This is a genomic window from Mesorhizobium sp. 2RAF21 (genome assembly GCF_052115345.1).
Classification (GTDB): domain Bacteria; phylum Pseudomonadota; class Alphaproteobacteria; order Rhizobiales; family Rhizobiaceae; genus Mesorhizobium; species Mesorhizobium terrae.
In genome coordinates, this window is record NZ_JBFRGM010000007.1 from 91,134 (window position 1) to 103,358 (window position 12,225).

Sequence of the window (12,225 nt, forward strand, 5' to 3'; positions counted from 1 at the left end):
TAGGGAATTGAGGGAAAGGTCCGGCTGCGACCTGCCCTATCCCCCTACTGCCCTATTCCCTTATTCCCCTAAATTCTTCCCGTCTGCCCTCTATGGCGCAGATAATGATCCGCAATCGCACAGGCCACCATCGCTTCGCCGATCGGCACGGCGCGGATGCCGACGCAAGGGTCGTGGCGGCCCTTGGTGACGACATCGACGTCCCTGCCGTCCTTGTCGATGGATTTGCGCGGACTGAGGATCGACGAGGTCGGCTTGACCGCAAAGCGCGCCACCACCGGCTGGCCGGTGGAAATGCCGCCGAGGATACCGCCGGCATTGTTGGACAGGAATACCGGATTGCCGTCATTGCCCATGCGCATCTCGTCGGCATTCTGTTCGCCGGTGATCTTCGCCGCCTCGAAGCCATTGCCGATCTCGACGCCCTTCACGGCGTTGATCGACATCAGGTTGGAGGCGATGTCCTGGTCGAGCTTGGCGTAGATCGGCGCGCCGAGGCCCGCCGGCACGCCGTCGGCAACGATCTCGATCAGCGCGCCGACCGAGGAGCCCGACTTGCGGATACCGTCGAGATAGGCGGTGAAGACGGGCACGGAGTGCGGGTCCGGCGTGAAAAACGGGTTCTCGGCGTCGCCGACGAAATTCCAGTTCCAGTTGGCGCGGTCGATCTCCTTCTCGCCCATGGCGACCAGCGCGCCGCGCACGACGAGGCCGGGAACCACCTTGCGGGCCAGCGCACCGGCAGCGACACGCGCCGCCGTCTCGCGCGCCGAGGAACGGCCGCCGCCGCGATGGTCGCGGATGCCGTATTTGACCTCATAGGCATAGTCGGCGTGGCCCGGCCGGTACTGGCGGGCGATCTCGCCATAATCCTTGGAGCGCTGGTCGACATTCTCGATCAGCATCGACACCGGCGTACCGGTGGTGATCATGGTGACGCCGTCCTCATCCAGGACGAAACCCGACAGTACCTTGACCTCGTCCGGCTCGCGGCGCTGGGTGACGAAACGCGACTGGCCCGGACGGCGGCGATCGAGCTCGGCCTGGATGTCGTCGCGGGTGAAGCGGATGCCGGGCGGACAGCCGTCGACAACGCAGCCAAGGGCGGCGCCGTGGCTTTCGCCCCAGGTGGTCACCCGGAAAAGATGGCCGAAGGTGTTGTGCGACATCGGTAGCAGCCCTCGCGCGGGCCTCACCCGGCATGGCCTGCCTTCTATTAGCGTTTTTTGCGGCGGTCAAACGAAGCAAGCCCTGCCGGCAACGGCAGCGGGACGAAGGTCGGCGGCGGGCTGGACAGATAAACATCACATGTTATATAATCTGTTATGTAAATGCCTTTGGAGATAGACTATGGTTGAGGATGTCGTTCGCGACCTGGGCTATCTCACCCTCGGCAGCCGCTTCAGGCGCATCGGCGAGCAGTTGCAATCGGAGGTGCAGCGGATTCTGGACCGGGCGGGCGCCGCCATCCCGTCCAGCCAGTTCCCGGCGCTAGCGGCCATCGACCGGCTCGGCCCACTGACAATCGGCGATCTGGCCGAAGCGCTCGGCATGACCCAGCCCGGCGCCACCCGCATCGCCACCCAACTCGCGGAGGCCGGCCTGATCGACATCCGGCAAGGCAAGGATGACCAGCGGCGCAAGATCGCCAGCCTGTCGGAAGCCGGCCAAAACCTCGTCGAGACCTCCAAGCGCGATCTGTGGCCGCATATCGAACGCGCCGTCGCCGAGGTCTGCGCGCCGCTGACCGGTCCCCTGCTTCAACAACTCGCCGCAATCGAACGCGACCTCGAGGCGATCCCTCTGCACCGCCGCGTCGCCAACCGTCTTGGACAGGACCATGAACAGACATCCGCTTGACCGCCCCATCTGGAGCGCGCTGACCGGCCGCCATGCGGCACTCGCTGACGGCGACGCATTGGCGCGCCGCTACGATCCCGCCGTCAGCGCCTTCGCTGCGGCACGTGACGACAGCCCGCCCGCCCTGCTAGCGCTGGCGACGCTGGCAAAACCGGGTTCCGGCCTGCTCCTGCTGCAGGCCGACGCAGTGGTGGTGGCGTCCGGCCTTGTAGCCGTCTCAACGGCGGAAGCCGTCCAGATGATAGCCGAGCAGCCGGCGACGATCGAGCATGACGATCGCATCGAGCAGCTTGGCGCAAGCGACATCCCTGCAATGCAGGCACTGGCCGACCTCACTAAACCCGGGCCGTTCACGCCGCGCGCGCTCGACCTCGGCTCCTTCTGGGGCGTCAAGATCGACGGCCGGCTTGCCGCGATGGCGGGTGAGCGCTTGAAACCCGACGGTTTCACCGAGATCAGCGGCGTCTGCTCGCATCCCGAGGCGCGCGGCCAGGGCCTGGCCAGGCTTCTGTCGATGTATGTGGCCGGCCGCATCCTGGAGCGTAGCGAGGTGCCGTTCCTGCATGCCTATGCGACCAACCAGGCCGCGATCCGGCTCTATGAAACGATCGGCTTCAGGCTGCGATCGGCCATGCATGTCGCGGTGCTCGAACGCGGCTGAAACGCGCCCTTTTTCAACGCACCTGAAAACAAGCCGGGCAAAGTTGTCCACCGGCGGTGACTTAGGTTTGACACATTCGGTTGGTTTCTGCTTGTCTCCGTCGCCGCACGCGGCCGCCGCTGGGAATGGCGTACAACAACAAACATTGAGGACAAACAATGCGTACCCTGCTCGGCGCAGTTGCCGCCACCTTGCTCATCGTGACCGCGGCATTCGCCGGCCAGACCGAAGGCAAAATCAAGAAGGTCGACAGGGACGCGCTGACCATGACGCTGGACGACGGCAAGATCTACAAGCTGAATTCCGAAATGGACCTCGAGGCGCTGAAACCCGGCGTCGACGTCGTCATCGCCTTTGACGTCGCCAATGGCGAGAACGTCATCACCGACATGGAAATCCCGCAGTAGGGCAAGCCGGCGACAGCTCGCTGCAGGGCGCTAGCACGCTGTGAGTGACGATCTCGGTTGCGATGCTGGTCGTGCGGTATCCGTTTTCACAGCAGCGCCGAGCTTTTGATCTGGCTTGCCACCACCGTCCTGTTGCGACCCGCGGCCTTTGCCTGGAGCAAGGCTGCATCGGCACGTGTAACGAGCGTTTCGATCGAGCCATTCAGCGGGGCTGTTGCAACGCCGATGGACGTTGACACCGCGCCCAGAACCCGGCCGGAATGGGAGAGCGTGGCGCCACCGATTTTCTGCCGCAGCGCGTCCGCGAGCTCCGAAGCTTCCTGTTCGTCAAGCCCGGGCAGGAGCACGGTGAATTCCTCACCGCCGAAACGGTAGGCACTGCCGGCTGTACCCACCGTCTCTCGCAATGTCTGCCCGACATACTGCATGACCAGATCTCCCGCGTCGTGGCCGAACTCGTCATTGAAGCGCTTGAAATGATCGATATCGACCATCAGGCAAGCGAGCTGCTCGCCGCTGCGATCCTGCCGGTGCAGCTGCAAGGTTTCATCCAGGAAGCGACGATTGAATAGGCCGGTGAGAGGATCGCGCACGGCCAGCTCGATCAGTTTTTCCCGCAATTGCAGGTTTGCGATCGCTAGGCCGACATTTTCCGCGATCAGCTCGAGATAGAGCCTGGCACCGGCGAACCCGAGCGCTTTCTCTCCACACTCTTCCTGGTAGAGAAGGCCGATCATGTCTCCCTGGGCTGTCAACGGCATGCAGAGCGCGGTCGCGCCCGACGCATCGAGGTGTCGGCATGGAACGTCAGCGCCATTCGCCCCGCTTTCGTGAGAACGGCCACGACGAAGCCCCCAACAGGCAGAGGCGGGAAACGCCGCCAACGAACGTTGCGGTTCGAGCCATGCGCCGGCGCGTATCAGTGCCGTCTTGCTATCGTTGAGGATATAGAGGCCGCCGGCGAAGTCGGGGAATATCTCGGGAATGAAACGAACCACGACCTCGGCAAGCTCTCCCTGGTTCTGGCATGCCTGCACCCGATGCATCATCTGCAGGATCATGTCTTTGGTGCGCTGGTCGGCCCTACGCTCGGCATCCAGCCGCTCCCGCTCGATGAGATTCGTGCGGAATATCCCTATCGCATCGTTCATCTCGCCGATCTCGTCGGCGCGCCGCTCGACCGGCATCTCGACCGTGTAGTCCTGTTTGGCGAGCCGGCTGACGATCCCGGTCATCTGCATGAGCGGCTTCACCACCCTTCGCCTCAGAACGAAATAAAGCACGGCCAAAAACAGCGCGCCGGTAGCCGCCAGCATGACCTTTGCGACAAGGCTCCACCAGTTGCTGCGGTCCCGCGCGGCTTCGAGCTGCGCTCCAGTGCGCGCGCCCGTCAGGTCGCGAAAATGCGCGACCGTCTGGAGAAGCGCCTTCTGGACCCGCTCGTATTCGGCCCCAAACAGGCCTTCCTGGGCGGCGATCTTGTCTCCGCGCTGGAAGGCCTCGACCGCGGTCTGTTCGATCTTGTCCAGCGCATCCGCGTCCCGGACGACCGCTTTCAGCGCTTCCGCCTCGCCCGGCGCCAGCCCCTTGCCGGCCAGCCTGGTTGCTGTGGCCTCGACGTTCCGCTCCGAGTTCTCCTGCGCCTGAAACTCCTTGAGGTAGCGCTCATCGCCGCGCATCACGTAGAGCCGCGCCTCGTCACTTCCAAACTCGGCTCCAAGCGCCAGTTCCTCGGCCAGCGTGTCGAGCGTCAGATGCTCCTCGACCGCGGCGCGTTCCTGGAGGGCGCTGCGCGAAGACATCATGAAGGCGCCACCGGACAGCGCGGTCAGGATGACCGTGATGCCGTAGGCCCAGTTGGTGATGGAGGTTATTCTCATCCTCTTATACTGCCAGCCGCTGTTTGAAGGAGGATTAAGGAGAAACGGGCATCTCCACCGCGATGCAATCGAACTACATGCGGCGTCGGAAGCCCTCTCGTTTTATGGCCTAGAGCCACTCCAGGCGGCGGCCCGATATTTTCAGGACACGGTCCTGCGGGATTTCGAGCGCAGCCGCCTCATCCTTCGAACAGCCAGCGATCATCCGGAACAGGCAACGTATGACACCGCCATGGGTGACGCAGACCGTGTCGCGCTGCATGGCCTGGAAGGCCGGCTGGATTCTCGACAGAAGCGTCTGGTAGCTCTCGGCGCCGGCGCCCGGCGGCGTGAAGTCCCATTTATCCAGCGCCCGCGCCTGGCTAGCACCCGGGAACCGCCGTTCCAGCTCGGGATAGGTAAAACCCTGCCAGTCGCCGAAATTGAGCTCGACCAGTCGCGGGTCGGTACGATAGCCGGCGGGATCGAGCCCCATGGCGGCTCGCATCAGCTGCATCGTCTCGCAGGTGCGGCGCATCGGGCTCGACACATAGTCGAACGCGCCCTTGGCGTCGCCGATCAATGCGGCAAGCTTGACGCCGTTCGCGCTCGCCTGCCGACGCCCGGTGGCGTTCAAGTCGGTGTCAGCCTGCCCCTGCAGACGCTGCTCGGCATTCCAATCCGTCTGGCCGTGGCGCACGACATAGATAAGCGCAGGCATGGTGCGCGAAAACTCCGGACGGGCGTTGGAAAACCGAGGCGACAAGACCGGGCGCGGCCGTTGACGGCCGCCCCGTAGCCGGCCTCAGTCCTTGAGAACGGAAATATCGGGCGCGTCGACCGCCTTCATGCCGACGACATGATAGCCCGAATCGACGTGATGGACCTCGCCGGTAACGCCACGCGAAAGGTCCGACAGGAAATACAGGCCCGAATCGCCGACTTCCTCGGGCGATACCGTGCGCTTCAGCGGCGCATTGTATTCGTTCCACTTGAGGATGTAGCGGAAGTCGCCGATGCCGGAAGCGGCAAGCGTCTTGATCGGGCCGGCGGAAATGGCGTTGACGCGGATGCCCTTCGAGCCGAGGTCGACCGCCAGGTACCGCACCGAGGCTTCCAGCGCCGCTTTGGCCACGCCCATGACGTTGTAATGCGGCATCACCTTCTCGGCGCCGTAATAGGTCAGCGTCAGCAGCGAGCCGCCATTGGTCATCAGCGGCTCGGCGCGCTTGGCGATGGTAGTGAAGGAGAACACCGAAATGTCCATGGTGCGCAGGAAATTGTCGCGCGAAGTCTCGACATAGCGGCCGGTCAGCTCCTCCTTGTCGGAGAAGGCGATGGCGTGCACCAGGAAGTCGAGCCCGCCCCACAGCTTGGAGACATTGTCGAACACCGTGTCCAGGCTCTCCGGATCGGTGACATCGCAATGGCCGACGACATGGGCGCCGAGTTCCGCCGCCAGCGGCTCGACGCGCTTCTTGAAGGCTTCACCCTGATACGTCAAAGCCACCTGGGCGCCGTGGTCGACGCAGGCCTTGGCGATGCCATAGGCAATCGAACGGTTGTTGGCCACACCGAGGATAAGGCCGCGCTTGCCGGCCATCAGGCCCTGTCCACCCACCATATGAGCGCTCTCCGCATACTGTTCTGCTTTGATGTGCCCTATCGCACAGGCGCTTTGCACCTTCAAGCGATGATGGCATGCGGCCAAGGCATTGGTTTTCGGCCGCTCGCGGCGCGAACCAAGCCGACTGCAGGCCTGCAGGCCCGTTTAGCCGGCGTGCAGGGGACAGGCCGGGATCAGAAAAGCCGGTGGTAAACCACGAAGCCGGAGCGCTCGGCGACCTGATCGTAGAGCCGCATCGCGGTGTGGTTGGTCTCGTGCGTATGCCAGTAGACACGCAACGACTCGGCCTGGCGGGCGCGGTCGTAGACGCCCTCGATCAGCGCCTTGCCGACGCCCTTGCCGCGCACATCCTGCGCGGTGAACAGATCCTGCAGATAGCAGTTCGGCGCGATCGCATTGGTCGAGCGATGGAAGATATAATGCACCAGCCCGACCAGACGGCCTTCGTTTTCGGCGACCAGCGCGTGCACGGGCTCATAGGCATCGAAGAAACGCGACCAGGTCGTCTGTGTCACCGCATCGGGCAGCGCCGTCGGTCCAGACCGTCCGTAAAAAGCGTTATAACCGGTCCAGAGCGGCAGCCAGCCCTCGAAATCCTGGCGGGCGACGGGACGGACGATGATCTGAGAGGACATTTTTGAAGGCCGCTGTTTTGATGGACTGCGGCATTCCTAGCTTCACCGCGCCGATGACGACAATGGATCGACTGATCCAATATCTTGGGCCAGATTTCGCCAAAACGGCAAGGACGCTTCAGTTCTGCTTTTTGACCAACGCTTCCTGTTCCGGATCGCCGCTCTCCGGCAGCATGATGCGGACATGGGCATAGAGGTCGCCATGGCCGCCGGCCTTTTCCGGCAGCCCGCGCCCCTTGATGCGCAGCACCTTGTCGGAACTCGACCAGGCCGGCACGTTGAGCGCGATGCGCCCGGTCGGTGTCTCCACCGCCAGCTTGGCGCCAAGCACGGCGTCGCGCAGCGCCACCGGCAGATCGGCGTGCAGGTCGCGGCCCTCGACGCGGTAACGTGCATGACGGCGGAACCTGATCTTGACCAGCGCGTCGCCGGGTTCGCCATAACCCTGCTCGCCCTGCCCCTTCAGCCGGATGGTCTGGCCGTCCTCGACGAAACTGGGCAGCTTCACCGCGACCTTGCGGCCGCCGGGGAACATGGCGGTGACCTTCTCCGCAGTGGCGGCTTCCTCGATGGTGACGTCGAGGACCACATTGATGTCGGCGCCGGCCGGCGCCTGCCGACGGCGCTCGCCGCCCTGACCACCGCCGGCGGCGCCGGGGCGCTGCTGGCTGAAGGCATCGCCGAAAATCTGGCTGAAAATGTCGCCGGCGCCTTCGCCGAACGGGGTGCCGCCGGACGAGCGGAACTCGAAATGGGGACCGCCCGCTCCCTGCTGGCGGCGGAAGCCGGCGAACGGGTCGCCGCCGGCGCCCCCCTCGAAACCCTGGAAGCGCGGCTTGCCGTCGGCGTCGATCTCGCCGCGATCGAAAGCGGCGCGCGCCTTCTCGTCGCCGAGAATCTCATAGGCCTGGTTGGCCGCGGCGAAACGATCCTTGGCCTTGGGATCGTCGGGATTCTGGTCCGGGTGGTGCTTCTTGGCGAGTTTCCGAAACGCCGACTTGATGTCCTTGGACGAAGCGTTCCTGGCAACTCCCAGCACCTCATAGGGGTCGCGCATCAATCCTGCTCATGGAATAGGTAAATTTAGAGTTGCCCACTATATGCGCCCTGATAGGAAGAAATTCCAGTAGCCATGACATGGAAAGCGGAAAATCAGAGCGCCTTGAAATCCTGCATCTGCCAGATGCCGGCGCCGGTCATGCAGACGCTGCCCTTGTACATGGCGACCCCGTCATAGCTTTCGCGCGACACGTCGAAGCGGCGGCAGCGGCCGCTCACGGCGTCGCCTGTTTCGGCCATCTGGGTGATGGCGCCGCGCGAGCCGGTGGTGGTATTCGCCCAAGGCACTGCCTGGCCGGCCAGCCCTTGCACGTCTGCAGAAGAGGCGGCGTTGCGTATCGTCTCCTGGTCGGAGGCCATGCCGGCATCGGCTGTATCGGGCGTCGCGGTCTTGGCGATCGAGCCGGTCACGATTGAGCGGTCGACCTCGGCCTTTTCCAGGCTGAAGCCGCCGGCGCCGCAACCGGCGAGCAAAAGCAGCGCGCATGGCGTCGCCGCCCTGAGACAGGACGAAAGGAAAGTGCCCACTGGCCGGCTGTCAAAATGGTGCGCGATGCGCGACAATCGGCAATTCCTCGGCCAGCTTCAAATCGGAAAAACTATGAACGAGACAGTGTTAACAACAGGTGACTTCACGGAGAGCGCGGAGCCTTTCCGGTTGTTCGCCACCTGGCTCGAAGACGCCTCGAAATCCGAGCCCAACGACCCCAATGGCGTGGCGCTGGCAACCGTCGATGCCGACGGCATGCCCGACGTGCGCATGGTTTTGCTCAAGGGTTTCGACGAACACGGCTTTGTCTTCTACACCAATTTCGAAAGCGCCAAGGGCCGCGAGATTCTGGGCAGCATGAAGGCGGCGATGTGTTTCCACTGGAAATCGCTGCGCCGCCAGGTGCGCATACGAGGCCCGGTCGAGATCGTCACCGACGCCGAGGCCGACGCCTATTACGCGACGCGCCCGCGCGGCAGCCGCATCGGCGCCTGGGCCTCGAAGCAGTCGCGGCCTTTGGAAAGCCGTTTCGCGTTGGAAAAAGCGGTGGCCGAATACACTGCCCGCTACGCCATCGGCGACATTCCGCGACCCAAGCACTGGTCCGGCTTCCGCATCGTGCCGCAGAGCATCGAGTTCTGGCACGACCGGCCGTTCCGCTTGCATGACCGCATGGTCTTCAGCCGCAACGCCGAAGGAGGCTGGGACAAGACGCGCCTCTATCCGTAACCCGCCGCGCCTATTGCGGACGCAGCAGCCTGTCACCATATCCGCCCGGACTGGGGTGACAGGAGAAAAAATGCTGCGTCTGCTTCTCGGAGGCCTGCTCGCGATCGCCGCGCAAATCAGCGCCAAGGCCGAAGAACCCTCCCCCATCCCGCCTGATCCTGAAATCCACCGTATCCTTCAACAGCGCATCGACATCGAAAAACAGAGCCTCGGCATCGTCGTCGGCGTTATCGACGCCAACGGCCGGCGCATCGTCGCGCATGGCCGCTTTGGCGCCGACGATGCGCGCGCGGTCGACGGCTACACCATCTTCGAGATCGGTTCCGTCACCAAGGTCTTCACCGCGCTGGCGCTGGCAGAGATGGCGACGCAGGGCGAAGTGTCGCTCGACGATCCCGTCGCCAAATACCTGCCCGCTGGCGTCACCATGCCAGAGCGCGGGGGCCGCAAGATCACCCTGCGCGATCTCGCCACCCACATGTCCGGCCTGCCGCGCCTGCCGGATAATTTCGCGCCCAAGGACGGTGGCGATCCTTATGCGGACTACACCGTCGACCAGCTCTACGGCTTCCTCTCGGGCTACACGCTGACGCGCGATATCGGTAGCAAATTCGAATATTCCAACCTCGGCTACGGCCTGCTCGGCCATGTGCTGGCACAACATACCGGCGCCGATTATGCGAGCCTGATCCGCGACCGCATCGCCACGCCGCTCGGCCTGCAAAACACCGTCGTCTCGCTTTCGCCGGTACAGCAGGCGCGCCAGACGCCCGGTCACGACCAGGCGCTCGACAAAGCGCCCAACTGGCACATGCCGACGTTGCCCGGCCTCGGCGCGCTCAATTCGAGCGCCAACGACATGCTGACCGTCCTCAAGGCGGCGATGGACGGGCAAAGCTCGCCTTTGACGCCGGCTTTCCGGCTTGCCTTGAGCGAGCGCCAGGCCATCGGCGGCGGCGAGGACACCGGCCTCGGCTGGTTCATCGCCAAGGCCGGCCAAGACGAGATGATCTGGCACAATGGTGGCACCGGCGGCTACCGGTCGTTCATCGGCTTCCTGGCCAAGGCCAAGGTGGGTGTCGTCGTCTTGTCCAACACGTCGACCGAACTGGGCATCGACGACATCGGTCGCCATCTGCTCAACCCGAAATCGAAACTTGCCGAGGCGCCAAAGGTGCGGGTGGCTGCCGCCGTCGATCCCGCTCTCTACGACCGCTATATCGGGCGCTACCAGCTGGCGCCGGATTTTATCCTCACCGTCACCCGCGACAATGACAGACTGTACGTCCAGGCGACCGGGCAGGAGCGTTTCGAGATATTCCCGGAAAACGAGCGCAATTTCTTCCTCAAGGTCCTCAACGCCCAGATCAGTTTCGATGCCAATGGCGACGGCAAGGCCACGCGTCTTGTCCTGCACCAGAACGGCGCCTCCAGTCCGGCGAAAAGGATCGACTAGACGGTCGAGAACCCTTGCGGCACGACCTTCGTATCCGGGCCGCGCCGCCATTTCAGGATGTTCTAACGTTACAGAGATTTAATCGGGGCGTTCAGTTTCGGTTCACCGATCCGCCGGGATACTCGCTCGCGTCCGGGGTGTATCAACCGAGATGAGGAACCCTATGAAGAAGTTCGTTTCCGCCTGCTGCGCGGCCGCCACCTTGTTGACGACCGTCGCCGCTTCCATCGCTCCCGGGGTGGCGGCGCCGATGCCAAGGCCCGCCGTTGCTACCGGCACGGCCGAAATCATGCCCGTCCTGTACCGGCGCGGTTTCTACAACGACCGCGGCTTCTATTATTTTAACGGCCATCGCGGCTATCGCTACGGCCGGCCGGGCTGGCGCCAGTACAACGGCTGGTGGTTCCCCCCGGCGGCCTTCATGGCCGGCGCCATCATCGGCGGTGCGCTCGCTTCGCCGCCGCCCCCGCCACCGGTCTATCGCCGCGCCTACCGGCTCAGCGACGCGCATGTCCGCTGGTGCTACGACCGCTACCGGTCCTATCGCGCGTCCGACAATAGCTACCTAGCCTCCGGCAACATCCGTCGCGAATGCATCTCGCCCTACATGCGCTGAATGCCGAAACGGCGCGTCCCCATGGACGCGCCGTTCTGATAGCCGACCAGGCGAACGACCCCGCTCCGGCGGGGTTATTTCTTGCGGTTCATGAAGGCGACGAAGGCGGCGCGCGCCTCGTCGGATTTCAGGCGTTCGGCGAAATGCCGGCCCTCCTCGTCTATGCGGGCGACAACCTCGTCGCGTCTGCCCAAGAGAAGATCGCGCGCGATCCGCAGGGCTTGTGGCGGCTTGGCCGCGATCTCCTCGGCCTTGGCCAGCACCGTGGCCTCCAGCGCGTCTTCCGCGACGATCTCATAGATCAGCCCCGCCGCCTTGGCGCGCTCGGCGGAGAACCCCTCGCCCAGCGCCAGTAACGCGAAGGCATCCTGGCGGCCGACGATGCGCGGCACGATCAGGCTGGAGGCCGCTTCCGGCACCAGGCCGAGATCGACGAAAGGCGTGCGGAAGACCGTGCGCGGCGTGGCGAAAGTCAGGTCGCAGTGCAAATTGAGCGTGGTGCCGATGCCGACCGCGATACCATCGACGCCCGACAGCAGCGGCTTGCCGAATTTCGCCAGCACATGCAGGAAATCCCACACGTCGCGGCCACCATCGCCACCGGTCGCCATGGCCAGGAAATCGGCCATGTCGTTGCCGGCCGAGAAGGCGCCGGGCACGCCGAGGAAGACGCTGACGCGGATCGCCGGGTCGGCATCCGCCTCGGTCAGCGCCGCCAGCATCGCCAGGTACATGGCGCGGGTTAGCGCGTTTTTCTTGTCGGGGCGGTTCATGCGGATGATCTGAACGGCGCCGCGGCGCTCGACGATGATCTGGTCGGTCACGA

At 64.2% G+C, this 12,225-nt stretch carries 14 protein-coding genes; 6 read left to right on the forward strand and 8 right to left on the reverse strand.

The features are described 5' to 3' along the window. Positions 1-68: 68 nt before the first annotated feature. Positions 69-1,169, reverse strand: a complete 1,101-nt coding sequence (gene aroC, locus AB4136_RS13010; protein ID WP_024926684.1) for a chorismate synthase — start codon at positions 1,167-1,169, stop codon at positions 69-71. Between the two features lie 181 nt (positions 1,170-1,350). Between aroC and AB4136_RS13015 the strand changes: the two genes are divergently transcribed. From AB4136_RS13015 to AB4136_RS13025, 3 genes are all read left to right on the forward strand, one after another. Then, positions 1,351-1,860, forward strand: a complete 510-nt coding sequence (locus AB4136_RS13015; RefSeq protein WP_024926683.1) for a MarR family winged helix-turn-helix transcriptional regulator — start codon at positions 1,351-1,353, stop codon at positions 1,858-1,860. Beyond that, a complete protein-coding gene (locus AB4136_RS13020) occupies positions 1,841-2,521 on the forward strand; it encodes a GNAT family N-acetyltransferase (protein ID WP_137901190.1) in 681 nt (226 codons plus the stop codon). The genes AB4136_RS13015 and AB4136_RS13020 overlap by 20 nt, the downstream gene beginning before the upstream one ends. Before the next feature lie 158 nt (positions 2,522-2,679). After that, on the forward strand, positions 2,680-2,928 hold the full coding sequence (locus AB4136_RS13025) for a DUF1344 domain-containing protein (protein ID WP_024926681.1): 249 nt from the start codon (positions 2,680-2,682) through the stop codon (positions 2,926-2,928). An 86-nt stretch (positions 2,929-3,014) separates the two neighbouring features. On the opposite strand, the gene AB4136_RS13030 is transcribed toward AB4136_RS13025, so the two are convergent. From AB4136_RS13030 to AB4136_RS13055, 6 genes are all read right to left on the reverse strand, one after another. Beyond that, complete coding sequence (locus tag AB4136_RS13030) at positions 3,015-4,808, reverse strand: diguanylate cyclase (protein ID WP_024926680.1); 1,794 nt, start codon at positions 4,806-4,808, stop codon at positions 3,015-3,017. A gap of 109 nt (positions 4,809-4,917) precedes the next feature. Beyond that, complete coding sequence (locus AB4136_RS13035) at positions 4,918-5,508, reverse strand: histidine phosphatase family protein (RefSeq protein ID WP_024926679.1); 591 nt, start codon at positions 5,506-5,508, stop codon at positions 4,918-4,920. A gap of 84 nt (positions 5,509-5,592) precedes the next feature. Beyond that, positions 5,593-6,411, reverse strand: a complete 819-nt coding sequence (gene fabI / locus AB4136_RS13040; protein WP_024926678.1) for an enoyl-ACP reductase FabI — start codon at positions 6,409-6,411, stop codon at positions 5,593-5,595. 176 nt (positions 6,412-6,587) lie between these two features. Next, positions 6,588-7,049 (reverse strand): GNAT family N-acetyltransferase, encoded by a 462-nt coding sequence (locus AB4136_RS13045; protein WP_137901189.1) that lies wholly within the window; start codon positions 7,047-7,049, stop codon positions 6,588-6,590. Positions 7,050-7,167: 118 nt separating this feature from the next. After that, on the reverse strand, positions 7,168-8,106 hold the full coding sequence (locus AB4136_RS13050) for a DnaJ C-terminal domain-containing protein (RefSeq protein WP_441931244.1): 939 nt from the start codon (positions 8,104-8,106) through the stop codon (positions 7,168-7,170). Positions 8,107-8,201: 95 nt separating this feature from the next. After that, the gene (locus tag AB4136_RS13055; protein WP_024926675.1) at positions 8,202-8,672 is read right to left on the reverse strand and encodes an RT0821/Lpp0805 family surface protein; all 471 of its coding nucleotides are present in this window, start codon (positions 8,670-8,672) and stop codon (positions 8,202-8,204) included. Between the two features lie 37 nt (positions 8,673-8,709). On the opposite strand from AB4136_RS13055, the gene pdxH reads away from it, so the two are divergent. The 3 genes from pdxH to AB4136_RS13070 all read left to right on the forward strand — a co-directional run bounded on the left by pdxH (position 8,710) and on the right by AB4136_RS13070 (position 11,399). Further along, positions 8,710-9,327, forward strand: a complete 618-nt coding sequence (gene pdxH / locus AB4136_RS13060; protein ID WP_024926674.1) for a pyridoxamine 5'-phosphate oxidase — start codon at positions 8,710-8,712, stop codon at positions 9,325-9,327. Between the two features lie 70 nt (positions 9,328-9,397). Next, on the forward strand, positions 9,398-10,783 hold the full coding sequence (locus tag AB4136_RS13065; protein WP_024926673.1) for a serine hydrolase: 1,386 nt from the start codon (positions 9,398-9,400) through the stop codon (positions 10,781-10,783). Between the two features lie 151 nt (positions 10,784-10,934). Next, positions 10,935-11,399, forward strand: coding sequence for a BA14K family protein (locus AB4136_RS13070; RefSeq protein ID WP_373426395.1), 465 nt, complete (start codon positions 10,935-10,937; stop codon positions 11,397-11,399). A gap of 74 nt (positions 11,400-11,473) precedes the next feature. Here the strand turns inward: AB4136_RS13070 and AB4136_RS13075 are convergent, their stop codons facing one another. Then, a complete protein-coding gene (locus AB4136_RS13075; protein ID WP_024926672.1) occupies positions 11,474-12,223 on the reverse strand; it encodes a crotonase/enoyl-CoA hydratase family protein in 750 nt (249 codons plus the stop codon). Between the last annotated feature and the right edge of the window lie 2 nt (positions 12,224-12,225).